The organism is Nonomuraea sp. NPDC003727 (genome assembly GCF_053586935.1).
On record NZ_JBSFNE010000010.1, the window covers coordinates 308,501 to 332,267 of the forward strand.

At 72.9% G+C, this 23,767-nt stretch carries 21 protein-coding genes and 1 pseudogene; 11 read left to right on the plus strand and 11 right to left on the minus strand.

Annotated elements, in window-relative coordinates:
- Window positions 1-10: 10 nt before the first annotated feature.
- From ACWDLG_RS26510 to ACWDLG_RS26520, 3 genes are read right to left on the minus strand one after another with little or no spacing between them, the layout of a single operon-like run.
- Complete coding sequence (locus tag ACWDLG_RS26510; RefSeq protein ID WP_449924631.1) at window positions 11-778, minus strand: amidohydrolase family protein; 768 nt, start codon at window positions 776-778, stop codon at window positions 11-13.
- Window positions 775-1,605, minus strand: a complete 831-nt coding sequence (locus tag ACWDLG_RS26515; protein ID WP_449924634.1) for an NAD(P)-dependent oxidoreductase — start codon at window positions 1,603-1,605, stop codon at window positions 775-777. Before ACWDLG_RS26515 ends, ACWDLG_RS26510 begins: the two co-directional genes overlap by 4 nt.
- A gap of 13 nt (window positions 1,606-1,618) precedes the next feature.
- Entirely contained in the window at window positions 1,619-2,950 is a 1,332-nt protein-coding gene (locus tag ACWDLG_RS26520; RefSeq protein WP_449924637.1) for an enolase C-terminal domain-like protein, read from the minus strand.
- Between the two features lie 62 nt (window positions 2,951-3,012).
- Between ACWDLG_RS26520 and ACWDLG_RS26525 the strand changes: the two genes are divergently transcribed.
- Window positions 3,013-3,930, plus strand: a complete 918-nt coding sequence (locus ACWDLG_RS26525) for an alpha/beta hydrolase (protein WP_449924640.1) — start codon at window positions 3,013-3,015, stop codon at window positions 3,928-3,930.
- 356 nt (window positions 3,931-4,286) lie between these two features.
- Here the strand turns inward: ACWDLG_RS26525 and ACWDLG_RS26530 are convergent.
- Window positions 4,287-4,622, minus strand: a pseudogene (locus ACWDLG_RS26530) (Gfo/Idh/MocA family oxidoreductase); the annotation flags it as partial.
- Window positions 4,623-4,752: 130 nt separating this feature from the next.
- On the opposite strand from ACWDLG_RS26530, the gene ACWDLG_RS26535 reads away from it, so the two are divergent.
- A complete protein-coding gene (locus ACWDLG_RS26535) occupies window positions 4,753-5,745 on the plus strand; it encodes a Gfo/Idh/MocA family protein (protein ID WP_449924642.1) in 993 nt (330 codons plus the stop codon).
- Window positions 5,746-5,961: 216 nt separating this feature from the next.
- Here ACWDLG_RS26535 and ACWDLG_RS26540 read toward each other — a convergent pair whose 3' ends face one another.
- Together ACWDLG_RS26540 and ACWDLG_RS26545 are read right to left on the minus strand one after the other, a co-directional pair.
- Window positions 5,962-6,981 (minus strand): hypothetical protein, encoded by a 1,020-nt coding sequence (locus tag ACWDLG_RS26540; RefSeq protein ID WP_449924645.1) that lies wholly within the window; start codon window positions 6,979-6,981, stop codon window positions 5,962-5,964.
- The gene (locus ACWDLG_RS26545; protein ID WP_449924648.1) at window positions 6,978-8,633 is read right to left on the minus strand and encodes a right-handed parallel beta-helix repeat-containing protein; all 1,656 of its coding nucleotides are present in this window, start codon (window positions 8,631-8,633) and stop codon (window positions 6,978-6,980) included. The genes ACWDLG_RS26540 and ACWDLG_RS26545 overlap by 4 nt, the downstream gene beginning before the upstream one ends.
- 168 nt (window positions 8,634-8,801) lie before the next feature.
- Here ACWDLG_RS26545 and ACWDLG_RS26550 point away from each other — a divergent pair, with 168 nt between their 5' ends.
- The 4 genes from ACWDLG_RS26550 to ACWDLG_RS26565 are packed head-to-tail and all read left to right on the plus strand — an operon-like array spanning window position 8,802 to window position 13,141.
- Window positions 8,802-10,070 carry an ABC transporter substrate-binding protein gene (locus ACWDLG_RS26550; RefSeq protein ID WP_449924651.1) on the plus strand — a complete coding sequence of 423 codons (1,269 nt, stop codon included), beginning with the start codon at window positions 8,802-8,804 and terminating at the stop codon, window positions 10,068-10,070.
- Window positions 10,070-11,020 (plus strand): carbohydrate ABC transporter permease, encoded by a 951-nt coding sequence (locus tag ACWDLG_RS26555; RefSeq protein WP_449924654.1) that lies wholly within the window; start codon window positions 10,070-10,072, stop codon window positions 11,018-11,020. Before ACWDLG_RS26550 ends, ACWDLG_RS26555 begins: the two co-directional genes overlap by 1 nt.
- A gap of 8 nt (window positions 11,021-11,028) precedes the next feature.
- Window positions 11,029-11,874 carry a carbohydrate ABC transporter permease gene (locus ACWDLG_RS26560; RefSeq protein WP_449924657.1) on the plus strand — a complete coding sequence of 282 codons (846 nt, stop codon included), beginning with the start codon at window positions 11,029-11,031 and terminating at the stop codon, window positions 11,872-11,874.
- 7 nt (window positions 11,875-11,881) lie between these two features.
- The gene (locus ACWDLG_RS26565) at window positions 11,882-13,141 is read left to right on the plus strand and encodes a mandelate racemase/muconate lactonizing enzyme family protein (RefSeq protein ID WP_449924660.1); all 1,260 of its coding nucleotides are present in this window, start codon (window positions 11,882-11,884) and stop codon (window positions 13,139-13,141) included.
- A gap of 189 nt (window positions 13,142-13,330) precedes the next feature.
- On the opposite strand, the gene ACWDLG_RS26570 is transcribed toward ACWDLG_RS26565, so the two are convergent.
- Entirely contained in the window at window positions 13,331-14,038 is a 708-nt protein-coding gene (locus tag ACWDLG_RS26570; RefSeq protein ID WP_449924663.1) for a FadR/GntR family transcriptional regulator, read from the minus strand.
- Between the two features lie 149 nt (window positions 14,039-14,187).
- Here ACWDLG_RS26570 and ACWDLG_RS26575 point away from each other — a divergent pair, with 149 nt between their 5' ends.
- Both ACWDLG_RS26575 and ACWDLG_RS26580 read left to right on the plus strand, forming a co-directional pair.
- Complete coding sequence (locus tag ACWDLG_RS26575) at window positions 14,188-15,363, plus strand: mandelate racemase/muconate lactonizing enzyme family protein (protein ID WP_354904680.1); 1,176 nt, start codon at window positions 14,188-14,190, stop codon at window positions 15,361-15,363.
- Window positions 15,360-16,295, plus strand: coding sequence for a dihydrodipicolinate synthase family protein (locus tag ACWDLG_RS26580; protein ID WP_449924667.1), 936 nt, complete (start codon window positions 15,360-15,362; stop codon window positions 16,293-16,295). The genes ACWDLG_RS26575 and ACWDLG_RS26580 overlap by 4 nt, the downstream gene beginning before the upstream one ends.
- 142 nt (window positions 16,296-16,437) lie before the next feature.
- Here ACWDLG_RS26580 and hisD read toward each other — a convergent pair whose 3' ends face one another.
- Together hisD and ACWDLG_RS26590 are read right to left on the minus strand one after the other, a co-directional pair.
- Entirely contained in the window at window positions 16,438-17,733 is a 1,296-nt protein-coding gene (gene hisD, locus ACWDLG_RS26585) for a histidinol dehydrogenase (RefSeq protein WP_449924670.1), read from the minus strand.
- A gap of 121 nt (window positions 17,734-17,854) precedes the next feature.
- Window positions 17,855-18,391, minus strand: coding sequence for a TetR/AcrR family transcriptional regulator (locus ACWDLG_RS26590; protein ID WP_449924673.1), 537 nt, complete (start codon window positions 18,389-18,391; stop codon window positions 17,855-17,857).
- Window positions 18,392-18,477: 86 nt separating this feature from the next.
- Here ACWDLG_RS26590 and ACWDLG_RS26595 point away from each other — a divergent pair, with 86 nt between their 5' ends.
- The gene (locus tag ACWDLG_RS26595) at window positions 18,478-19,302 is read left to right on the plus strand and encodes an NAD(P)H-binding protein (RefSeq protein WP_449924676.1); all 825 of its coding nucleotides are present in this window, start codon (window positions 18,478-18,480) and stop codon (window positions 19,300-19,302) included.
- Window positions 19,303-19,339: 37 nt separating this feature from the next.
- Here ACWDLG_RS26595 and ACWDLG_RS26600 read toward each other — a convergent pair whose 3' ends face one another.
- A complete protein-coding gene (locus ACWDLG_RS26600) occupies window positions 19,340-20,584 on the minus strand; it encodes an MFS transporter (protein ID WP_449924678.1) in 1,245 nt (414 codons plus the stop codon).
- Between the two features lie 212 nt (window positions 20,585-20,796).
- Here ACWDLG_RS26600 and ACWDLG_RS26605 point away from each other — a divergent pair, with 212 nt between their 5' ends.
- Together ACWDLG_RS26605 and ACWDLG_RS26610 are read left to right on the plus strand one after the other, a co-directional pair.
- On the plus strand, window positions 20,797-21,582 hold the full coding sequence (locus ACWDLG_RS26605; protein ID WP_449924681.1) for a copper resistance CopC family protein: 786 nt from the start codon (window positions 20,797-20,799) through the stop codon (window positions 21,580-21,582).
- Window positions 21,579-22,616, plus strand: coding sequence for a copper resistance D family protein (locus ACWDLG_RS26610; protein WP_449924684.1), 1,038 nt, complete (start codon window positions 21,579-21,581; stop codon window positions 22,614-22,616). The genes ACWDLG_RS26605 and ACWDLG_RS26610 overlap by 4 nt, the downstream gene beginning before the upstream one ends.
- Here ACWDLG_RS26610 and ACWDLG_RS26615 read toward each other — a convergent pair.
- Window positions 22,574-23,698: a hypothetical protein gene (locus ACWDLG_RS26615; RefSeq protein WP_449924687.1), complete on the minus strand. Its 1,125-nt coding sequence runs from the start codon at window positions 23,696-23,698 to the stop codon at window positions 22,574-22,576. The genes ACWDLG_RS26610 and ACWDLG_RS26615 overlap by 43 nt on opposite strands.
- Window positions 23,699-23,767: the final 69 nt, after the last annotated feature.

Genomic DNA, 23,767 nt, shown 5'->3' on the forward strand with positions numbered 1-23,767 from the left:
GCGCTCCGGGTCACGGCGCCAGCCCGAACAACTCGCGGGCCGTGCCGCCGAGGATGAGCCGGTGGTCGTCCTCGGTGAGGTAGGGCCGTTCGAGGACGTGCCTGACGGCGGCGGCGTAGTCGCCGGGGCCGGGGTCGGGGCGGTTCCAGTCGCCGCTCCAGGTGATGCGGTGCGCGCCGTAGGCGGCGACCGTTTCGCGCAGGTAGGCGTCGGCGTCCGCGTGCGGGTACGGCGTGCCGCTGTTGGCGTGGAAGCCCGCCCACATCGTGTAGGTGAGCGGGCGCTCGGCCAGGGCCAGGAAGCGGTCGAAGGCGCGGCGGTCGGCGTCGGGGTAGGTGGTGAAGCCGACGTGCTCCAGCCGTACGCGCAGGCCCGGCAGCTCGGCCAGCAGGCCGGCGAAGCCGGGGTGGGCGATGTCGGCCAGCGGGCCCCTGACGCTGGCCACCAGCCCCGCCGCCGCGATCGCGCGCCAGAGCGCCAGCGGGTCGGGGCCGGGCGACCTGGTCGAGGCCCACAGCCGGACGCCCCTGACGTGGCCGGTGGCGGCCAGCCTGGCGACGTGCGCGGGCGCCCCGTGGGTGTCGGTGTCGACCATCGCCACCGCGGCGAACCTGGCGGGATCGGCCGCGACGCAGCGGGTGAGGTAGGCGTTGTCGGTGTTGCCGACGAACTGGACGAGCACGGCGGCGACCACCCCCGCCTGCGCCATGGCCGGCAGGTACTCCTCCAGAGGCGGATACTTCCACCTGCCGACGTGCACGTGGGAGTCGACGATCACCGCTCGGCCACCTTGACCAGGACCTGGGTGCCGCGCTCGCCGCCGTACACGGCGCGGATCCGCTCGGCCAGCTCGCCGGCCCGCTCCGTCGCCGGCATCGGCAGTTCGCCGGCCGCCTCGTGCACCAGGCGCAGATCCTTCAGCAGGTGGTCGAGCTTGAAGCCGGGCTCCAGATCGGCGGCGGCCAGCCGCGACCACAGGAAGTCCAGCAGCGGCGAGCCCGCCACGCCCAGCCCGACCGACGCGAGCACCTTGGCGATGTCGAGGCCGCCGTGGACGGCCAGCGCGTAGGCCTCGCACGCCGCCAGCGTCGCGCCCGCCACGACGGTCTGGTTGACCAGCTTGGCCAGCTGGCCGGAGCCGGGCGGGCCGTGGTGGACGACCGTCGTGCCCAGGGTCTCCAGCAGCGGCCTGACCCGGGCGAAGGCCGACGCGTCGCCGCCCACCATGATCGACAGCGTGCCCGCCTTCGCTCCCGCGGGGCCGCCGCTGACGGGCGCGTCGAGAACGCTCACGCCGCGCCGCTCCCCCTCCTCGGCCCAGTGCCTGGCCAGGTCGGGCGCCGAGGTGGAGCAGTCGACGACGACCGTGCCGGGGACGGCGTTCGCCAGGACGTCGTCCATCACCTCGCGGGGCGCCGGCAGCATCGTGATCACCACCTCCCCGCCGGCGGCCGCGACCGTGGGCGCCGCGCGGGCGCCCAGCTCGACCAGCCGAGCCGTACGGCCCGCCGTCCTGTTGTGCACGATCAGCGCGTGCCCGGCCGCGAGGAGGCGGCCGGCCATCGGCTCGCCCATCGTTCCGGTACCGATCCATCCCACCTGCATGGTCACTCCTGGGTCAGTGGATGCCGGGCCGCGCAGGTCCCGGGACGACGTGCCCCTGCCGGACCCGGACGAGTTCGGCGGGCAGGTCGCCGTTGGCGCGGGGCGCGTACTGGCGGCTGTTGTACTCGAAGGCCTGCCAGTCCAGCGGCAGGGCGGCGGCGAGCCTGGCGGAGTGGACCAGCGCCAGGCCGACGGCGGTGAGGTCCTGGAGCGCGACGCGCATGCCGTGCGCGCGGGCGTGGGCGAGGCTGCGCATGGCCAGGCTCTGCCCGCGGGCGGCCTTGATGACCGATCCGCTCCAGCCGGCCGCGGCGAGGCGCGCGAGGTCTGCCTCGGTGGCCAGGCTCTCGTCGGCGAGGACGGGCAGCCGGGCGCCGATCGCCCGCATGCCGCCGGGGTCGGGCGGCGCGTCCCGCGGGACGGGTTGTTCCAGGTAGGTGAGGGCGTCCCACGCCGGGCTCCCGTCGAGGGCGTCGAGGAGTTCGAGGACGGCGGCGGGCTCCTGGTAGCCCTCGTTGGGGTCGAGGGAGACGGTGTGCCGGGCGCCGGCGCTCTCCCGCAGCACGCGGTGCACCTCGATGACGCGGCGGGCGTCGGCGGCGGGGTCCCGTCCCGAGAGTTTGATCTTGACGTGGGCGATGCCCTCGGCGCGCAGCCACTCCCGCAGCGGGCGGACGGCCGCGCGGCGCGGGGGCGCGACGTCATCCCGGCCGGGCGGGCCCGACTCGAGGCGGCCCGATTCGACCGCGTCCGGTTTGAGGGGGTCCGGTTCGCGGGGGTGTTCGAGGGGATCTGCTTCGAGGGGGTCGTCGAGCCCGACGACGTGCTGGACCGGCAGCCGGCGGCGGGCCGGGCCGAGATCGAGGCCCTCGTACAGCGAGGTGGCCGGGGCTCCCGCGGCCCGCGCCCATCCGTCGTGGACGGCGTTGTCCACGGCCCCGAGAGCGAGGGCGGCGGCCAGCTCGGGCACCGGCTCGGGGCCGCCGGCCGCTTCCGCCCCGTCGCGCCGCGCGCACGCGGCGGCCTCGGACAGCTCCCGGTGGATCGCGAACGGGTCGCCGGACCCCACCTCGGTCGCGGCGGCGGCCAGCCGCTCGGTCAACCGGCGTAAGACGAGGTCGCGTACCGTCCACGACAGCCCGGACACCGGCCACGACCACGGCACGGACAGCACGCTCGCCCCCTCGCCCCAGGCCACGCGACCCGCGCGGTCCTCGACCGTCACCCGCACCACGGCGAGGGTGAACCTGTCGACCGTCGCGCCGGACAGGCGCAACGGGTGGTCGAGCCGGACGTCGTGGAAGGCGGCGGCCGCCTCGCGGACCGAGACGTCTGTCGAACGCATCTCACCAACCTAGGACCTAGGATCTACCTGCTGGCTCATTTCATCACATCCTGGGGGCTGCCGTGAAGATCGTGACCCTGCCCTACGACGCCGCGCCGCCCGCGGACGGCCACCACCCGGCGGCGCGCCGCTCCCGGCCCGACGAGCGGCGCCGGCTCGATTTGCTGGAGCCCAACCACGTACGCGCGCCGTACGTCCTCTGCTTCGTCCACGGCGGCGGCTGGCGGTCGGGCGACCGCACGCAGTGGCACGAGCAGATGCGCGCCGCGGCCGGCCGCGGCGTGACGAGCGCCTCGCTCGGCTACCGCGTCGGCGGGCGGCTGGCGGAGATGACGGCCGACGTCGCCGACGGCTACCGCACGCTGCGGCGACGACTCGGCGATCGGCCCGTCGCGCTGGTCGGCAGCTCGGCCGGCGCGCACCTGGCCACGCTGTTCGCCCTGTCCGGCCATGGTGCCGGCCATCAGGACAAGCATCAGGACGGGCACCCGGACGGGCATCAGGACAGCCCTCGGGGCGGCCACCCGGACGGCGAGGCGCCGCTGGCGTGCGTGAGCCTCAACGGCCCCGGCACGCCGTTCCCATGGGAGGGCATGCATCCCGAGATCGCCCCCGCGGTCGAAGAGTTGGCCGCGGAGGGGCGCGCGGCCGACCCCGGCACGCTCGCGCACGCGGGCGCGCCGCCGTTCCTGTTCGTCGTCGTGGGCAGGGAGCGCTACTTCCCGCACGCGCACGTCCACGCGCTGGCCGCGCTCCTGCCCTCGGCGAGGGTCGTGACGCTCCCCCGCGCCGAGCACGGCTTCTTCTACCGGACGGCGGCCGAGGGCGCGGCCGCCGCTCAGGCCGAGATCGACGCGTTCCTGACCGCGGCGCTGACCGCCTCCAGCACGCGCACGGGGGCGAGCAGCTCCTCGGCCGACAGCGGCCACTCGCCGGTGCGCACCATGTCGGCGAAGCGCCGCAGCGACGGCAGCGTGTAGTCCGGGCCCAGCGCGAGCCGCTCGGCCGCCACCGCCTTGGTGCCGGCCACCTGCAGATGGAAGGGCACAGCCGTGTGAGCGTCGCGCTCGACCAGGGTGACGACGGCGTGGCCGTCCCCCGCGGCGACGGTCACCAGGACCACTCCCGGCAGGACCTGGACGGACGGCGCCGCGGTGGGGACGGGCAGCAGGTGCAGGGCCACCTCCACCGCGTGCACGCCGTAGAAGCCGATGCCGCCGAACGGGCTGTCGCGTTGCACGGGTCCGGTGGCGACGACCGCGCGCACCTCGCCGAGCTCGGCGGGCGCCGACACGGCGGGGTGCCAGCGCAGCGCGCTGTAGGAGGTGACGGGCACACCGCCCGCCGCGGCCGCCGCGATGACCGCCTCCGCGTCGGCGACCGTGGTGGCCAGCGGCTTGTCGACGAACACCGGGATGCCCGCCTTGAGCAGCGGCTCGGCGTGCCGGCGGTGCAGGGAGCCGTCCCTGTCCATGACGATCGCCGCGTCCACCAGGCCGATCAGCTCCTCGGGGTGCCGCACGTGCGTGGCGACGCCGAGCCGTTCCGCCTGCTCGCCCGTGCCGCCCTGGACGGCCACGACCCGGGCGGGTCCCAGCGCGTGCTCCTTGTTCAGGTGCCGGACGGCGTGGTCGGCGTGGGTGTTGTCGATGCCGATGAGGCCCAGTCGCATCCGCTGCTCCGATCGCTCGATGTGCCCGCGAGCTTATGACATAGGACCTCCCTTTGCCATGAATCCGGACTTATTGACCTATGGGAGGCAGAAAACTAGAGTCCTAGGTCAGATCTTTGAAGGGAGAACCGTGCGATTCGGGATCGTGGGGTGCGGGGTCATCGGAGCCCTGCACGCGAGGCTCATCGCCTCCATGGAGGGTACGGCGGAGCTGGCCGCCGTCGCGGACACCGACCGGGAACGGGCCACGCGCCTCGCCGCCGAGCACGGCGTGGACGCGCACGGCGACCCGGCCGAGCTGTACGCCAGGGACGACATCGAGGCCGTGGTCGTCTGCCTGCCCAGCGGCCTGCACGCCGAGGCCGCCGTCCCCGCGCTGCGGGCGGGCAAGCACGTGGTCATCGAGAAGCCGATCGACATCACGCTGGAGGCGGCCGACCGGATCATCGCGGCCGAGCGCGAGTCGGGCAGGACCGTCACGGTGATCAGCCAGCGCCGTTTCGAGCCGTCGTTCCGCCAGGTGGGGGCCGCGGTGGCGGCGGGCGAGCTCGGCCGCCTCACGTCCGGAACGGCGGAGGTGACGTTGTGGCGACCCCAGTCCTACTACGACTCGGGCGGCTGGCGCGGCACGTGGGCGCTGGACGGCGGAGGCGCGCTGATGAACCAGGGCGTGCACGTCGTCGACCTGATGCTGGCGCTGCTCGGCCCGGCCCAGGAGGTGTCGGCGTACGCGGGACTGCTGGCGCACGAGGGCATCGAGGTGGAGGACACCGCGGCGGCCGTGGTCCGCTTCGCGGGCGGCGCGCTGGGCCGGCTGTTCGCCACGACGGCCGCGCACGGCGGTAACAGCGTGCGCGTCTCGGTGCACGGCGACGCCGGGCACGCGGTCGTGGAGAACGAGGTGATCACCGCCTTCAGGGTCGGCGAGGACGACCGCGCCGAGCCGGAGCCGCCGGCCAGGCTCGGGGCGGCGGCCCACCGCCTGCAGCTGGAGGACTTCGTCGCGGCGGTGCGCGAGGGCCGGGCCCCCGAGGTCACCTCGTCCGACGGAAGGGCGGCGCTGGCCCTGGTCCTGGCGGTCTACGAGTCGGCCCGCACCGGGGTCTCGGTCAAGCCGGGCTGATCCCCGGGGCGCTTCGGATGCCTTGCCGCCCGTCCCGCACGAGTACGCGAGGGCACCCGTGCGGGACGGGCGGCGGGGCGGGACGGGCGGCGGGGCAGGGCACGCGCCGGCGGCGGGAGGCGGCCGCCGGGCATGCTCGGTCAGGTCACGCCGGTCAGACTGGAGGCCGGGCAGGTCATGCCGGGCAGGTCAGGCAGGCCGGTCAGGCCAGGCTGATCAGGCGGGGCAGGCGAAGCGGTAGGTGGCGTCGAGCCGCCAGGTCGCGCCTTCCGCCACGTCCTCCAGCTGTCCCGGGTAGACGCGGGTGGGGTAGGCCTTGTTGTAGCCCGGCTGGTCGGTCTTGACCCAGATCCCCGAGCCGCTCGCGTGGGCGTATCCCGCCTGGAAGTCGGGAGTCAGCTCCACCGAGAGCGCCAGGCCGTTGCTCCTGTTGTACATCTGCACGCCGTAGGCGTCGGCGCGCGGCCGTCCGGGAACGGTGAGGTCGTGCTCGCGCGCCTCGCCCATGAACCTGCACCTGGTCGAGACGGCGGCGTTCTTGTCGGCTGGAAGCATCGCGCCGTAGGCGTTCGCGACCGTCCGCGCCTGCCGCCAGGTCAGGCTCCAGCGCAGCCGCAGCCCGGCGGACGTGACGAGGTGGCGCACCCGCAGGTCGCCGACCACGCCTCTGTCGCCGCGGGAGAGCAGGTCGTTCTCCTGGGCCAGCTCGAACTCGGCCGCGGAGACGTACTCGGGGAGCTCGTCGACGGACATGGCACGCCCGTCCAGCACCACCAGCGATCCCCGCGAGAGCTCGAAGCCGTGCATGCCGCCGATATGACTCTCCCCCTGCAGCGAGAGGGCGTACTCGTAGTTGGCGGGCGTCGCGAGCCGCGCCGGGTTCGTCTCGACGACGCCGGGACCCGGGACGTCGGCCGACAGGTCGACCGCGAACACCTCCTGCAGGCGCCAGGCGTCGAGGCTGATCCCCGTCGCGGTGAACCGCTGCAGGTCGTAGCGGATCCACCGGTGCCCTTCGCGCCTGGTCCAGAGCCGCAGTCTGGTTTCCCGCCGCACGTACTGCGCGTACACCGCGGACACTCCCGCGGGCGCCGCCGAGGAGGCCGCCGCGGCGGGGACGGCCGCGGGGACGGCGACGGTGGCCGCCGCGCCCGCCACCGTCAGCGCGCCGCCGCCCAGCAGGGATCGCCGGCGCAGGAGGGTCCTCGGGCGCGCCGCGTCCGGTGCACCTGTCACGCGAGGTCCCCGACCTTGCGCCAGTCGGCCGCCGAGGCCGTGCCCTTGGCCACGTACAGCGCGTTGTTCGCCAGGGCCAGCTGTCCGGCGTAGGCGGGGGTGGCGGTGATCACCGCCGGGACGTCCAGGGAAGCCTCGGGCCGCCAGGTCCCCGGGGTGCCCGCCACCGTGCAGATCCACCGGGACGGCTGGCCCGCGGCCGGGTTGCGCAGCTGGACGACCATGTTCTTGTCCCACCAGCCCGTGGTCGGCAGGGCGTCGAGGGTGACGACGAAGGAGAAGGTGATGTCCTCGGCCGACTTGGTCTTGAACAGGCCCGTCTTGTTGCCGGTGAGGGTGTTGGCCCCGATGTCCACGCCCCTGGTGCGCGGGTGGATGAAGATGCCGAAGTCCTGGGTCTTGGTGGCCTGGTCGTCGAAGCTGCGGTTGCCGACGATGACGACGTTCTCCGACTTCTTGCCGTCCCTCGCGTAGGTCCTGATGCCGCCGCGGTCCTCGGCGATGAGGTGCCCGTCGAAGTTCTGGTAGTTGTTGTAGACCACGTTGCCGACGACGGTGCAGTCGACGGCCTCCCAGACGTTGATCCCGACCGTGTTGCAGTGGCCGATGATGTTGTTGGCGATCACGAGCTTGCGGCAGCGGTCGGTGGACAGGCCCGCGTCGCCGCCGCCGAAGATCACGTTGCGATCGAAGAAGCCGTCGTGGATGTCGTAGATGGCCATCATGTCGGCGTTTCCGCCCCACTTGAAGGCCTTGTAGTTGCCGGTGAGGGTGTTGTCGGTCGCCCTGACGAAGCGGTGCTTCTGCGCCCCCGGATGGATGGTGCCACCGGAGGTGATGTAGATCGGGGTACCGGAGAATTCGGGGTGCGGCCCGCCGCCGATGCGCTCGACGCGGCAGCGGCTGATGGTGAGGTGCTCGGTGTGGGAGGCGACCGTCCCGTGGACGTGCATGCCGAACTGGGATAGGTCGTGCACGTCGCAGTCGTCGATCAGGATGTGCGTGGAGTTGCCGACGACGTTGAGCCCGATGTAGCCCTTGGTCAGGCGGCAGCCCACCACCTGGAGCCGGTGGGAGTCCCCGATCCGCACCAGCGCGGTGGAGCCCACGCCGGAAGGACGGTCGTAGGCGCCGGCGGTGAGGCCCTCGACGTGCAGGTTGTCGAGGATCACGTCGGTGCTCGCGGTGACGTGCACACCGGCCAGGAGCGGGCGCCGCTCGCCGCAGTCCAGCTTGAGGTTGCGCAGCGTCACCACCGAGACGTCCTTGACGGCGAGCACGTGCGGATCGGCGTAGCCGCTGGTGAGGGCCAGCGTGGCGCGGGCGCGGTCGGAGGCGAGCGCGACGCCCGTCTTGAGCTGGAGCGACTTGCCGAGCAGGTACTGCTTGCCGGCCCGCAGCACCACCGTGCCGCCACCGGCCGCGGCGGCGGCGTCGATCGCCCGCTGCAGCGCCGCGGAGTCGTCGGCCACGCCGTCGGCGACCGCGCCGTAGGCGTCGGCGGGGTAGAGGTTGATGCTGTTGACGGTGGCGGCGTTCTCGGGGGTGGCCGCCTGGGCGGGCGGCGCAACGGCCACCATGGGGGCGGCCGCCGCGGCGGCGAGCCCGAGCCCTGCCAAGACCGAGCGGCGGGAGGTCTCCTGATGCGTCACGACGATCCTTTCCTAGGACCTAGGACGGAAGTATTGGCCGGAATGTAACCGCCGCTCCACGGGCCGTCAAGGAATCGGCCGCGCTGGAATGCCTCTTGACCCTGGGCGGAAGCGCTGTACGGTGGGCACACACATCTGTCCTATGTCTTAATTGAGAGGGCGGTCCCCATGAAGGTCGGAGCCGCGATCGTCGCCGTCTGCCTGTTAACCGCCTGCGGCGGCCAGGCCTCGGGCGGCGGCGACAGGGAGATCACCGTCTGGAGCATGTGGTCGGAGGGCGAGCCCAACCAGAAGGTGCTGGCCGAGGCCGCCGCCGACTTCGAGAAGGAGACGGGCGTCAAGGTCAGGACCCAGTGGAAGGGCCGCACCGCGGTCAAGACGTTCCTGCCCAGCCTGAACACCGACCACGTGCCCGCCGACCTGGTGGAGGGCAACAACAGGGAGCTGACCAGGCAGTTCGCCGCGACCAAGGCCGCCCTCGACCTGTCCGACGTCTACCAGGCCAAGGTCCACGGCGAGCAGGCCACCGTCGCCGAGACCGTCGGCGAGGCCTACCGGCGGATGGCCACCTCGGCCGACGGGGTGGTCACCCAGGTCCCCTACCAGGTCTCCACCTACGGCTGGTTCTTCAACGGCAAGGCCTTTCCCGAACTGGTCACCGCGCCCCCCAAGACGTGGGAGGAGTTCACCGCCCTGCTGGAGGCGCAGCAGGCCAAGGGCCGCAAACCGCTCGGGCAGGACGGCAGCATCCCGAACTACAACGCCCGCTACCTGGAGCACTTCGCCCGCGCGATCATGGGCGACGAGGGCTGGCACGCGCTCGCGCCCGACCGTACGGGGCGCGGCTGGCTCAAGCCGGAGGTGCTCCAGGCGGCCACGATGGTGGAGAACCTGGCCAAGAGCGGCTACTTCCCCGACGGCTTCAACGCCACCAAGTTCCCCGCCATGCAGCAGAAATGGGCAGGCGGGGAGTCAGACTTCCTCTACCAGGGCACCTACCTGCCCAAGGAGGTCGCGCCGTACGCCGCGCCCGGCTTCGAGTTCCGCGCCTTCCGCTTCCCGGCCGTGGCCGGGAAGACGCCGACGTTGAACGTGACGACCACCGGGTTCGGCATTCCCAAGAAGGCGCGCAACGCCGCCGACGCCAAGCGCTTCGTCGCCTTCTTCCTGCAGCGCAAGTACCAGGAGAAGGTATCCACCGTGGCGCTGGAGATGTCGGTGCGCAAGGACGTGCCCGCCGCGCCGCAGATCGCCGACCTGAAGAAGGCGCTGGACAGCGGTGAGATCAACAAGGCCGACGTGGTCGACTCCGGCGACTTCACCAGCAAGGTACTGCTGCCGCTGAGCGACCAGCTGCTCTTCGGGAAGATCAGCGCGGCCGAGTTCACCACGAGGATGGCCGAGCAGGCCGCCGCCTACTGGAAGTCGAAGGGCTGATGGCGGTACGCCTGCTGGAGCGCGCGCCGGCGCGGCCTGCCGTACGGAGGGAGGGTGTGGGGCCCTTCGAGGCGGCCAGGCGCCGGATGATCGGCCCGTTCCTGCTTCCCGCGCTGATCTGCTACACGCTCGTCATGATCGTGCCGAGCGTCTTCACCGTCTGGATCAGCTTCAACGACTGGGCCGGGGCCGGCCCCATGGAGTGGGCGGGGCTCGGCAACTACACCGAGATGGTCGCCGACCCCGTCTTCGGCCGGTCGTTCGCGAACACCATGAAGATCCTGTTCGGCGTGGGCGCGGCCGTCTTCGTCATCGCCTTCGTGCTGACCATGCTGCTGCAGGACATGGCCGGCCGGAAGTTCGTGCGGGCCGTGGTGTTCTTCCCCAGCCTGGTGCCGGGGCTGGTGATCGCCATCCTGTGGGGGTTCCTGCTGGACCCCGACGGGCTGGCCACCTCGGTCCTGAAGTCGCTGGGGGTGCCCGACCCGCCGCTGTGGCTGGCGCCGGAGAACATGTTCACCACCGTCATGGCCGGCATGACGTGGCTGGCGGCCGGGACGTACACGGTGATCTTCATGGCGGCGGCCGACCGCATCCCGCGCGCCTTCTACGAGGCCGCCGAGCTGGACGGCGCCTCGGCCGCGCGCCGGTTCTGGCACATCACGGTGCCGCTGATGTGGGACGTCATCGGGGTGTGCGCGGTGCTGTGGGCGATCGGCGCGCTCAAGACCTTCGAGTTCGTGCTGGTCTTCGCGGGAGCGGCGGGCAGCCTGCCGCCCACCGACCTGTGGACGTTCTCCGTCTACGCCTACGCGGGGGCCTTCCCCTCCGACGGTGTGCCGAGGTACGGCATCGCCTCGGCCGCCGCCGTCCTCACCATGGTCCTCACCGTCGTGCTGACCCTCCTGGTCCGCAGGGTGATGGGCCGCCGCGAGCGCACCGACTACTGAGGAGCCGCATGACCACCCGCACCGTACGGCGCAGCCGCGGCCCCCTGTTCCTGCTGGCGATGCCGCTGGCCTGGTCGCTGGCCGTCTTCGACCTGTTCGTGGTCGGCTGGATGGCGCTGTCGTCGCTGAAGACCACCAGGGAGGTCGTTCACGACCCGTGGGGCCTGCCCGCCCAGCTCCAGTGGGGCAACTACGCCGAGGCGTGGACCTCGGCCGCCTTCGGCGAGGGCGTGCTCAACTCGCTGCTGCTGGTGACGGGCAGCGGCCTCGGCACGATCCTGCTGGCCGCGCCCGCGGCCTACGTGCTGTCGCGCTTCCGCTGGCGGCTGTCGGGCCCCGTCACCGTGCTGTTCGCGATGGGCCTGGGCATCCCGGGCCCCGCCATCATGATCCCGATCTACCTGGGCCTGGACCGGATGGGCCTGATCGACTCGCTGGCCGGTCTGCTGATCGTCTACATCGCCACCAACCTGCCGTTCTCCGTCTTCTTCCTGACCGCCTTCTTCGCCTCGCTCCCCCGGGAGCTGGAGGAGGCGGCGGCGCTGGACGGGTCGGGGCCCTACCACACCTACTGGCGCGTCATGCTGCCGCTGACCAGATCGGGGCTGATCGCGCTGTTCATCCTTCAGGCGATCGGCGACTGGGGCGAGACCTTCTTCGCCCTGTCGTTCCTGCGCGAGCAGAAGACGATCTCGCTGACGCTGCTGAACTTCGTCCAGACCATGCAGTACACCGGCGCGCGCTGGTCGGTGCTGTTCGCCGGGATCTGCATCGTCGTGATCCCGCTGCTGCTGCTCTACCTGTGGATGAGCAGCCGCCTCATCGAGGGCATCGCCGCCGGGTACGGGAAGTGAGGAGCCCATGAGCCTGCGCGTCACCGCGGTGGAGCGCGTCACCCTGCACGTCCCCTTCCGCGAGCGCTCCCGCCCGTGGAACGAGATCCTGGTCGCCGAGTTCGCGGTGGTCGAGGTCGTGCGGGTCCGCACCAACGCCACCGACCTCGTGGGGTACGGCGAGAGCCTGCCCCACTACACCTGGGCCAGGACCACCGACGAGACCGTCGCCCGGGTCGTGGGCCGCCATCCCGCCGAGGTGATGGCCGACGACACGCTGGGCGCCGGGCTGCAGATGGCGCTGTACGACGTGGCGGGCAAGGCGCTCGGCGTGCCCGTCCACGCGCTGTTCGGCCAGCCGGTGGTGCGGCGCTGGTGCCCGCTGGCGTGGTGGAGCACCAAGATGCCGCCCGAGGTGCTGGCCGAGGAGGCCAAGGACGCCTTGGCGGAGGGCTACCTGGCCCACAAGCTGAAGGCCAGGCCCTGGTTCGACGTGCACGAGCAGGTCGCGGCGATCTCGGCGGTGACCCCCGAGCACTACGAGCTGGACCTCGACTGGAACGGCATGCTGCGCACCCCCGGCGAGGCGATCGAGGTGCTGCGGCGGCTGGACCGGCAGCCGAGGGTGCGGATGTACGAGTCGCCCGTGCTGCAGTCGGACGTGGCCGCGCAGCGGGCGGTCAGGGCGCGGGCCGGCCGGCCGGTCGTCGAGCACTACAACGCGGCCCTGTTCCCCGAGTGGATGCGGCAGGACGCGATCGACGGCTTCGTCTCCTGCAACGCGGGCGTGTCGGGCACGATCGCGCAGGGCCTGCGGGCCGCCGCGTTCAACAAGGACCTCTTCCTGCAGATCGTCGGCCCCGGGCTGACCACCGCCTGGACGCTGCACCTGGGCGCCGTGCTCACCCACGCCCGCTGGCCCGCGGTGACGTGCCTCAACGTCTACGCCGACGACCTGCTGACCGAGCCGATCGAGGTGCGCGGCGGGTACGGCAGGCTGCCCGAGGGCCCCGGCCTCGGCGTGACCTTCGACGAGGCGGCGCTGGAGCGGTGGCGCGTGCCCGACGGGTTCACGCCCGTGCTGCCCAGACGGCTGCTGAGCTTCCACCTCGGCGACGGCAGGGTGCGGCACTACGCGGGGATCAAGCAGCTGTTCGAGGAGTGCAGGTACGTGGGCAACCTGCCGGTCCAGCCGAGCGGGGCGAGCCTCGGGGTGCGCGACGACGACGGCTCGGCCGCGTTCGACGCGCTGTACCGGAGGGCGCAGGCCGCGCCGGTCTGGGAATGAGACCGGACCGGCTCCCGGCGCTCCGGTCCTCGCCGGGAGCCGGTCCTTTCCCGCGGTACTCCCGCGAGCGGTCCACCCGCACGCGGGCCTTCCGCACGCGGTCCACCCGCATGTGGGCCTTCCGCGCGCGGGCCTTCCGCGAGCGCCGGCGCCGTCGGCGCGGAAGGCGCGCTGGACCCGATGAATCCGTCAGTGGTCGGCGCGGAAGGCGCGCTGGACGCGCTGCAGGTGGGCGCGCATCTGCTGTTCGGCCAGGGCCGCGTCGCCGGTGCCGAGCCCGAGCAGCAGGGCGCGGTGCTCGGCGTCGCTCTCGGCGTGCCCCTCCCCCAGCGCCTCCGTCAGCTCCTTGCCCCGCTCCCGCTCGGTGGTCAGCGCGTCGGACAGCGCCTCGATCACGCCGCTGAAGAAGCGGTTGCGGGCCGCCTTGACCACCCCGATGTGGAAGGCGAGGTCGAGCTCCACCCGCCTGCGCAGGTCGTCGCCCACGTGCTCCACCTCGTCGAGCAGCGCCCGCAGCGCGTCGAGCTCGGCCTCGGTGATGCGTGTGGCGGCCAGGCCGGCCGCCTTCGTCTCCAGCGCGAGGCGCAGCTCGACCAGCTCGTCGAGGGCCGCGGCGTCGGCCTCCATCGCCAGGCGGAAGTAACTGTGCACGGCCACAGGGCGCAGCTCGCTCACGACGGCCCGCTTGCCCTGCCGGGTGCGGATCACGCCCTGCTGGGCGAGGGAGCGGAAGGCGTCGCGCACGACGCGCTGGCTCACGCCGTACTCGTCGGCCAGCTGGGCCTCCGAGGGCAGCTCATCGCCCTCGGACAGGCCCCTGGCGCGGATGTGCTCGGTGATCAGTCCGGCGATCCTCGTGCCGAGGAGGGCGCGGTCGCGCGGCATCGTCTCGGCCACTGAGTGCCTCCTTCACCAAAGACCTATGTTCGAGGAAAGCGTAGACCATGGCGGGTTTCCGGGAAAACCGCTGTGCTCAGGCACACTATTGACTTAGGTCCTAAGTGCGCTGAGGATGGGATCCATCCCCTCCCCGAAGGAGCCAGCGCATGCGCGTGACCGCTGTCCGCCAGTGGATCGCCGAGTTCGGTTACTACAACGCCATCTACGTCAAAATCGAGACCGACGACGGTGTCGAGGGGTACGCCGAGGTCGCCATGCGCCGCCGTACCAGGACGGTGTCCGCGCTGGTGGAGGAGCTCGGCGAGTATCTCGTCGGCAAGGACCCGACCAGGGTGGAGCAGCACTTCGAGCGGATGTACCGCGACTCCTTCCTCGGCGGCACGCTGCTGACGATCGGGATCTCGGCGATCGACGTGGCGCTGTGGGACCTCAACGCGCGCGCACTCGGCGTGCCCGTGCACCGGCTGCTCGGCGGCAGGTTCAGGGACACGGTGCCGGTCTACACCCACGCCAGGGCCACCGAGACGCCCGAGCAGTTCGCGGCCGAGGTGGCCGACAGGATCGCCCGAGGCTTCACCGCCATCAAGACCACGCTGCCCGGCTTCTACACCAAGGTGTCGAGCGTCCACCACGAGACGCCCGCGGCGATCCCGGCCCGGCACACCGAGACCGAACTGCTGCCGAACTGGATCTGGCCGCTGGTGACCGAGTACTTCACCGCGGCGCGCGAGGTGGCCGGGCCCGACGTGCGCCTGATGCTCGACTGCCACGGCCGGCTGAACGTGGCCGACGCGGTGCGGCTGTGCGAGGTGCTGGAGCCGTTCCGGCTGACCTTCATCGAGGAGCCGGTGCCGCCGGAGCGGCCGGAGTGGCTGGCCGAGGTCTCCAGGCGGTCGACGACGCCGATCGCGGCCGGCGAGCGCTGGGCCGGCCCGTACGCGGCGGCCCCGTTCCTGGAGCAGCGGGCACTGGCGGTCGCGCAGCCTGACGTGATCTTCTGCGGCGGCCTGACGGCGGCCAAGAGGATCGCCACGATGGCCGAGGCCAACGCCATCTCCATGGCCTTCCACAACCCGTTCGGCCCGCTGGCCAGCGCCGCCACCTGGCAGCTGGCCGCGACGCTGCCCAACCTGCTGATCTCCGAATCGATGCTGACGCCCGAGCAGCTCGTCTACTGGGACCGCTACACCGAGAACCCGCCCGAGGTGCGCGACGGCGAGTGGATCGTCTCCGACGCCCCCGGGCTCGGGCCGGTCCCGCGGATCGAGGAGATCGTCAAGCACCCCTTCCGGCCCGAGTACGACCGGGGCGGCACCCGATGAGAGGGGTCTGGCCGGCGGCGCTGACCATGTTCGCCGCCGACGGGAGCCTGGACGAGCGGGCCACGGCCGAGCACCTCGACTGGCTGGTCGAGCAGGGCGCGCACGGCCTGGTCGTGGGCGGCACCAGCGGCGAGTTCGTGGCGATGTCGGGGGCCGAGCGGCGGCGGCTGCTGGAGGTGGCGCTGGACGCGGTCGGGGACCGGGTGCCCGTGCTGGCCGGGACCGGCGCCTACACCACGGCCGAGACCATCGCGCTGACCCGGCACGCGGAGCGGATGGGGGCGGCGGCCGCGCTGGTGGTCCTGCCGTACTTCCAGCGTCCCAGCCTGCGGGAGATCCTCGGCCACTACCGCGCGGTGGCGGCGGCCTGCGGGCTGCCGCTGTGGGTCTACAACATCCCGGCCAACGCGGCCGTCCCTCCCCTGCCGGTCGCCGAGCTGGCCAGGCTCCACCAGGAGGGCGTGGCGCACGGGGTCAAGAGCACGCTGCCGACCGTGCACGAGGTGCACGAGCTGCGCGCGGCGACGGGTGAGGGCTTCGCGGTCTTCTACGGCGGGTTCACCGCGCCGCTCGAGGCCATGGCGGGCGGGGCGCACGGCTGGATCAGCGGGCTGCTCAACGTCGCCACGGCGGAGGGCACCGGCCTGTGGCGGGCGGTCCAGGCGGGCGACCTGCCGGACGCCCGCGCCAGGTGGGGCCGCCTGCTCCCGCTGCGCCGCCTGGTCACCGACGCCGTCGTGCCGGGGGCCGGCGACCTGGCGGTCTACCGCGGGCTGCTGCGCGTCTGGGGCCGGCCTGCCGGGTACTGCCGGGCGCCGCTGCGCGACCTGGACAGCGAGGAGCTGGCGACCCTGGAGCGGGCCTGGCGGACCGTCGAGGACCGGGCCGAGCCGCCACCCGCCGCAGCCGGCCCACCACCCGCCGCTCCCTAGCCACCAGCCGCCGCTCCCGGCCCGCCAGCCGCCGATCCTGGCCCACCAGCCGCCACCCCCGGACCACCACCCGCCGATCCCGGCCCACCACCCGCGGCTCCCGGCTCGCCGTCCGCGCGGTAGGGCACGGCCGGCGACGGATTCAGTTCTGCCGGACGGTGACCGTGGCGGCGTGGGCGGGGAAGTCCTCGTGCTCGGCCAGCGCGATGATCGTCGGCGCGAGCCGCCAGAACGCGTCCTTGTCGAGCTGGGCGACGGGGATCCTGGTCAGGTAGGTGTGCACCGACACCCCGCTGGCCACCTTCGCGAAGCCGGTCGTGGGCAGCGTGGCGGGCGTGCCGATGGCGAAGTTCGACGCGGCGGGCGTGGTCCACTGGCCGAGCAGGACCGCGCCCGCGTGCCGTACCAGGGGTAGCCAGGCCTCGGGCTCGGCGACGGCCAGCTGCAGGTGTTCGGGCGCGTAGGCGTTGGCGACGGCCATGGCCTCCTCGGCCGATCCCACCAGCACGATGCCGCCGTTTCCGCGCACCGACTTCTCGGCGTAGTCGCGGCGCGGCCCCGGCAGCTCGTCGATCTGGGCGGCCAGCTCGGCGGCGGCGCGTTCCAGCACCTGCCGGTCGGTGCCGACCAGGACGGCGGCCGAGTCGAAGCCGTACTCGGCCTCGTTCAGCAGGTCGGCGGCCAGCAGGCGGGGGTCGGCCGACCCGTCGCAGACGATCATGAGGTCGGTGGGCCCGAAGCCGGTCTCCACCACGCAGCCGAGCCGCTGCGCCGCCGCCATCGCCACGCTCACCGCCGGGCTGCCGGGGCCGACGAGTTTGCGGACGGCCGGGATCGTGGCGGTCCCGCAGGCCAGGGCGGCGATGCCGGCGGGCCCGTTGCTGCGGTAGACCTCGGTGAGGCCCAGCTCGTGCGCGGCGAACAGCACCGCCGGGTCCACCCGGCCGTCCACGCACGGCGGCACGACCAGCGCGATCCTGCCCACGCCCGCGACGAGCGCCGGGGTGGCGAGCATGATCAGGACCGAGGGGAAGGAGCCCTTGCCGCACGGGACGTAGAGGCCGGCGCTCTCGATCGGGCGGACCAGCTCGCCGACGGTGACGCCGTCGCGCTCCACCCGCCAGTGCGAGCGGGCGAGCGCCGTCTCGTTGAACGCTCTGACCTGGGCGATCGACATCCTGACCGCCTCCTTGAGCGTGTCGTCCAGCTCGCCGCCGGCCGCCTCCAGCTCCGCCGCGCCGACCCTGAGGCCGGCCTTGACGCAGTGGAAACGGTCGAGCGCCTCGGCCAGTGCCTCGTCGCCGCGCAGCCGTACCCGCTGGACCAGGTCGGTCACCGACTTCACCAGTTCGGGGTCCGGCGCGGCCGTGCCTCCCCTGGCCAGCAACCGGCGCCGCTCCATCTCCCCCGCCAGCCGCCACTCGATGATCGCCGCCATGCCGCCTCGCTCTCCGCACGGGAACCCTGACGACGGCTTGCCCGCGTCAGGGGAGGTATCCGGTCAGACCCCCGTCAAGTTCAGGTCAGAGAGACGGCGCCGCGACGCGCGGACCCCCGAGTCAGCCGGTGGCGATGCCGTCCAGCATGACGCGCAGGTAGTGCTCGCCGCGGGGCGTCGGGTGGCAGGTGAAGATGTTCAGCAACGTCATCAGGTCGTCGGCGCCCACGTCGGCCCGCATCTCCCCGCGTTCCTGCGCCGCGGCCACGAGCGCCTCGAGGCGCTCGACCATGTTCGCCCTGACCGTGACGAACTCCCGCATCTCCTCGAACAGCTCCTGCGGCAGGTCGGCCAGCGCCGCCGCCAGGGCGCCCCTGCCCTGGTCTCCGCACCACAGCACGAACGACCTGACGGCCGCCCACGCCCCCCGCTCCGACTCCTCCGCCCTGGTGAGCGCGTCGGCGATCTCGTGGATGTACTGCTCGGCCATGGCCGCGATCAGCGCGTGGCGGTCGGGAAAGCGCCGGTAGACGGTGCCGACGCCGACCCCGGCACGGCGCGCGATGAGCTCCATCGGCGCCTCGATCCCCCGCTCGGCCACCACGGCGCGCGCCGCCTCCACGATCCGGTCCCTGTTGCGGCGGGCGTCAGCGCGCACCTTCACTCCTAACTGGACGACGATCTTCCGCTTAGTGTACCGTCCCGACAGAAGCGGAATCCGATCGTCCACTTATGGAGGCTTCGATGATCGTGGTGACAGGCGCGACCGGTTCGATCGGCCGCGCGCTGGTGTCCCGGCTGCGCGAGTCGGGGGCCGACGTCCTGGCCCTGGTGCGCCGGCCCGAGCAGGGCGAGGCGCTCGGCGTGGAGTACGCGGTCGGCGACTTCGAACGGCCGTCGTCCGTGCCCATGGGCGAGCGGCTCTTCCTGAACACCGCGCCGTGGCCGAACTTCGCCCGGCGGCACAAGGAGGTCATCGACCGCGCCGCGGCCGCGGGCGTCTCCCAGGTGGTGAGCGTCTCGGTGCTCGGCGCGCGACCCGGCGCCCCGCTCAGCGGCGGGCCGCACGGCGAGGCCGACGCCCATCTGCGCGCGTCGGGACTGCCCCACACCATCCTGGAACCCGTGGGCTTCATGCAGAGCCTGCCCGGCGAGGTCGCCGACGGGCGCTTCCACGGCTCCTACGGCACCGGCCGCACCGGCTACATCGACACGCGCGACATCGCGGACGTGGCCTTCGCCCTGCTCACCGCCCCCGTCGGCGAGAGCGCGACGCACGTCCTGACCGGTCCGGAGGCGCTGACCCAGCAGGAGGTGGCCGCCCAGCTCAGCGCGGCGCTCGGCCGTACCGTCACCTACGTGGATCTGAGCATCGAGGAGATGACCGAGCATGCCCGGCGGCGGTGGGGGCTGCCCGAGGCGACCGCCCGCGAGCTGGCCGAGATGATGGCCGCGGTGCCGGACAGCGAGTGGTCGAAGACCACCGGCACTGTGGCGGACCTGGCGGGGCACCCGCCGCGCTCGCTGGCCGACTACCTCGCCGACCACGCGGCCGACTTCGCCGGTTGACCCTCTCAGGACCTCCCCGGGACGTCCGGGGGACGGATCACGGCACGCCGCGGATCTTCCACACCAGCGCCGCGCCGAGCAGCGCCAGCACGGCGGAGGTCAGGTAGAGCACGGTGTAGCCGCCGAGCCCCGCGACGATCGGGCCGGCGATCACCGGGCCGAGCACCTGGGGGCCGGAGTTGGCGATGTTGATGACGCCCAGGTCCTTCGCCCTGCCGCCGGCGCTCGGCAGGACCTGGGTGACCAGCGCGTTGTCGACCGACAGGTAGGCGCCGAACCCCGCGCCGAGGACGGCGGCGGCGGCCACGACCACGGGCCACTGCGGCCAGCAGGCCATCATGACCGCGGGGATGACGCTGACCAGGCCCGAGCAGGTCACCAGCGCCTTGCGGCGGCCCAGCCGGTCGGAGACGACGCCCGCCACCACCGTGGTGAGGACGACCGTGACGGTGTAGACGAGTATCAGGACCAGCAGGCCGTCGGTCGCCTTCTCGCCCGGGAAGAGCCGCTCGTAGCCCACCTCGTCGGTCAGGAAGTACAGCAGGTAGAGGGTGGCGATGGCGTTGCCGAGCATCATCAGGAACCGGGTGATCCACGCCCAGAAGAAGTCGGGATGCCTGACCCACAGCTGCTTCGGGTCGAACGGCGGGCGCTCGGCCAGCCGGGGATCCTTCGTGGTCAGCACGAACGGCAGCACCAGCAGCGCGACCACCGCCCCGACGAGCAGGTACCCCGACGTGGTCGTGGTGGCCACGACGGTCACCAGCACCACGCCGAGCACCACGCCCACCGACTGCGGGACGCCGATCCATCCCGACACCTCGCCGCGCTGTTCGACCGGCACGTGGTCGGGCACGCCGGCGCTGAGAGCGGCCTGGGTGGCGTTGAGCGCGGCCTGGGCCAGGCACCAGCCGAGCGCGATGCCCAGCACGCTGGTCTGGAAGGCCATGAACACCATCGCCAGGCCGCCCGCGAGCGCGCCCGCGAGCGTCCACGGGTGCCGGCGGCCCCACCTGCCGGTCGTGCGGTCCGACAGGGCGCCGGCGATCGGGTTGGACAGCATCGCCACCAGCGCGCCCGCGCCGGTCACCCAGGCCAGCGCGCTCTCCTTGCCGGCGGGGTCGGCGGCGGCGACCTGCTCGGGCAGCAGGACCTGCAGCGGGGCGAAGTAGCCGACGAACAGCGCCAGGTTGGCGAGCGCGATGCCCGCCACCCACCAGGGGCCCACCCTGCGCACGGGTTCGGCCAGCGCGCCGGAGGGCGGCGGGGACAGGCTGCTCATCGGGGCCTCCGCGCGGTGAAGGTCGGGGGAACCCGGGGAAGCCTCGAGAAACCGGGGAGCCCGGGGAAACGCGGGGAAAGCGGGAAAGGCGGGGAAACGCGGTGGCGGCATGCTACGCCGTATCCGATCATCACGGCTACACCCGCGCGCGGCCGGTGACGACCAGTGGGACCATGTCTTGGTCAAGACAGCTCTACGGAAGGTCGAGATCGGTGAGGCGGCTACTCACGGTCCTGCTGCTGGCGTGCGCCGCGCTGGGCGTCGCGGTCGCGCCCGCGCAGGCGCACAACGTGCTGACGGGAAGCGACCCAGCGGAGGGCGCCCGGCTGGCCTCCGCGCCCGAGCAGGTCACGCTGGAGTTCGACCAGCCGGCCCGGCAGGGCTTCACGCAGGTCACCGTGACCGGCCCGGACGGCGGCAGGTGGGAGGCCGGGCAGGCCGCCGTCAACGCGAAGAAGGTCACCGCGCGGCTCAGGCCGCTCGGGCCGGCGGGCGACTACGTGATCGGCTACCGGATCCTGTCGGCCGACGGGCACCCGATCTCGGGCAAGGTGACCTTCACCCTGACCGTCGCAGGAACCGGCGTCCCCGCGTCGCAGGCCCCGGCCGCCGAGGGGGCGCAGGACACGACGCCAGGCACGGTCCCGGGCACGGTTTCAGGCCCCGTTTCAGGCACGGTTTCGGGCACGGTTTCGGGCACGGCGCGGGGCGCGGAAGGCGGCGCCCCGGGCGTTCCGCCCGCCGACCTCAGCGCGCAGGCGGCCGAGGCGGCGGCCAACGGCGGCGCGGGCATGGCGATCGTGTGGGTGGTCGGCGCCCTCGTCCTGCTCGCCGGCGGCACGATCGTCGCCCTCCGCCGCGCCGCGCCCGCCGGCGGCCCCGCCGCCGTCGCCGAGGGGCCCCGCGAGCGCCCCGGTCCGGCCGCCCCCGGGGGCGAGGACCCCGCGCCCGCCCACCCCGGCCAGACGGTCACCGGCGCGGGGAAGGGCGAGGCATGACCGTCACCGGAGTACGGCCCCGCGCCCTCGCCGGGCCGTCGGCGGGCATCCGGCTGGCGGCGGGCCTGGTCCTGGCCGCCGTCTGCGCCGCCGTCGTCGCCGGCACGCTGACCGCCGAGGACCCCGTCCCCGGCATCCCGCTCCCCGGCCCGGCCGTCGAGTACGGCCTGCCCGTCGTCAGGGTCCTGCTCGACCTGGCCGCCACCACGGTGGTCGGTCTCAGCCTGCTGCCCAAGCTGCTCGGCTTCGACGATCCCGACGCCACCGAGCCGGTCATGCGCCGGGTCAGGGCCCACGCCGTCACCGCCGCGTGGATCTGGGCGATCACCGCTCTGGTGACGATCGTGCTCTACACCGCGGAGCTGAACCCCGGCGCGGTCCCGACCCTCGGCATGATCGCCACCTACATCGGCTCGGTGGGCGCCGGCCAGGGCCTGCTGTTCAGCACGGCGTGCGCGCTCGGCTACGCGGGCATCGGGCTGCTGGCCGTACGGTTCGGCGAGAAGGTCCCCGCCGAGCTGCGGATCGTCATCGCGCTGTTCGGGCTGTTGCCGGTGCCGGTGACGGGGCACGCGGTCGACTCGGTCTGGCACGACCCCATCATGATCTCGATGGAGCTCCACGTGATGGGCTCCGCCGTCTGGACCGGCGGCCTGCTGGCGGTCGCCGCCACGCTCGCCACGCGCGGCGACCTGCTGGCCGTCGCGCTGCCGAGGTTCTCCAGGGCCGCCACGGTCGCGCTGGCCCTGGTGTCGCTGTCGGGCCTGGTCAGCGGCCTGTCCACGATGGCGCTGACCACGGGCGTGGAGCTGCCGGTCGACCTCGTCGCCTCCGAGTACGGCCTGCTGCTGCTGGCCAAGGTGGCGCTGGTCGGCCTCCTGCTCCCCCTCGCGGCGAACATCAGGTGGCGCCTCATGCCCGGCATCGCCAGGAAAGAGAAGAGCTCCATCGCCGCGTGGGCGGCGACGGAGCTCGTGGTGATGGGCCTGGCCTACGGGGTGGCCGTGGCGCTCACCCGCGCCCCGATCGGCTGATCGGCGGCGCGCAGCCCGAACCTGGTGACGAACCACTCCATGACCAGCCAGGCCACGGCCAGGCCGGCCGCCGCCCACACCGCCGAGGAGGTGGCCAGGGGCGGCGCGGCCAGCAGGGAGTGCTGGGCGATCAGCGCGCCGTACACGGCGGCGGTCGCCAGCACCGCCCCCAGCACCGCCCTCAGGTACGGCAGGCGCACCAGGAACGCCACGTCGACCGCCAGCGCGGCGACGACCAGGAAGAACGGCACCGCGGACTCGGGGAAGCCGGCGACGCTGAGCAGCGGCCAGATGGCCGCCCGGTAGGCGACGAGCGCGGCGGCGACCAGCGTCGCGGTGCCGAACCTGCCGATCATCATCCGCGCGACGGCCAGCACGATCAGGCCCGCGACGGTGAAGTAGACGGGGTAGAGGAAGTCGGGCACCGGCAGGGAGAAGGCGACCATCATGTCACGGTCCACCGGCCTGCCCATCTGGTCGGCGGCGAACTGCATGAGGATCGGCTCGGCCGCCGGCGTTCCCCTGTCCCAGGCGGCGATGGAGAACACGCCGTACTCCTGGTGCTGGGCGGGGAAGAGCACGTTCTCCAGGAAGTAGACGAACAGCGCGGCGAGCACGGGCTTGCCGCCCCCGCCGATGTACCAGCCGCGGATCACGCCGGCGATCATGAAGAAGGTGCCCAGGTACAGCAGGATGTGGGAGGGGCTCCACGAGGTGATGTCGAGCCCGTTGATCCGGTGGTTGATCAGGTCGAGCGGTACCGCGACCAGGAAGACGCCGGTACCCCACTGGATCAGCCGCAGCGCGGTCCTGTCCACGCCGTACCCGGTGTAGCCGTGGATGATCGTGAGCGCGAGGACGATCGCCGTTCCCGCCGAGTTGAGCAGGTGCGGCGGCGCGAGATCGTCACGCAGCCACTTGAAATGCCAGGAGACGTCCCAGGAGGAACCCAGCACTTTCAGGGCGAAGGCCAGCAGCCATCCGTAGTAGAGGACCTTGAAAAGCTCTGGCGGCGTCTCACGCCCGGCCGGCCCGCGTGTCCAGTAGGGCAGGGCCCAATCGATGGCCGCTCGTATTCTCACGCCTGGACATCTTGCCTGGCCTTTACCTTCTCCGCAATCAGAGACCGGACGGGCGGGGCTTCCTTGGCC

Bases quoted from the DNA above. Each gene is read 5' to 3' on its own strand.
- ACWDLG_RS26555 (WP_449924654.1), top strand. From the start codon at position 10,070: ATGGCGGTACGCCTGCTGGAGCGCGCGCCGGCGCGGCCTGCCGTACGG.
- ACWDLG_RS26580 (WP_449924667.1), top strand. From the start codon at position 15,360: ATGAGAGGGGTCTGGCCGGCGGCGCTGACCATGTTCGCCGCCGACGGG.
- ACWDLG_RS26610 (WP_449924684.1), top strand. From the start codon at position 21,579: ATGACCGTCACCGGAGTACGGCCCCGCGCCCTCGCCGGGCCGTCGGCG.
- ACWDLG_RS26600 (WP_449924678.1), bottom strand. From the start codon at position 20,584: ATGAGCAGCCTGTCCCCGCCGCCCTCCGGCGCGCTGGCCGAACCCGTG.
- ACWDLG_RS26575 (WP_354904680.1), top strand. From the start codon at position 14,188: ATGCGCGTGACCGCTGTCCGCCAGTGGATCGCCGAGTTCGGTTACTAC.
- ACWDLG_RS26595 (WP_449924676.1), top strand. From the start codon at position 18,478: ATGATCGTGGTGACAGGCGCGACCGGTTCGATCGGCCGCGCGCTGGTG.
- ACWDLG_RS26520 (WP_449924637.1), bottom strand. From the start codon at position 2,950: ATGCGTTCGACAGACGTCTCGGTCCGCGAGGCGGCCGCCGCCTTCCAC.
- ACWDLG_RS26550 (WP_449924651.1), top strand. From the start codon at position 8,802: ATGAAGGTCGGAGCCGCGATCGTCGCCGTCTGCCTGTTAACCGCCTGC.
- hisD (WP_449924670.1), bottom strand. From the start codon at position 17,733: ATGGCGGCGATCATCGAGTGGCGGCTGGCGGGGGAGATGGAGCGGCGC.
- ACWDLG_RS26560 (WP_449924657.1), top strand. From the start codon at position 11,029: ATGACCACCCGCACCGTACGGCGCAGCCGCGGCCCCCTGTTCCTGCTG.
- ACWDLG_RS26565 (WP_449924660.1), top strand. From the start codon at position 11,882: ATGAGCCTGCGCGTCACCGCGGTGGAGCGCGTCACCCTGCACGTCCCC.
- ACWDLG_RS26515 (WP_449924634.1), bottom strand. From the start codon at position 1,605: ATGCAGGTGGGATGGATCGGTACCGGAACGATGGGCGAGCCGATGGCC.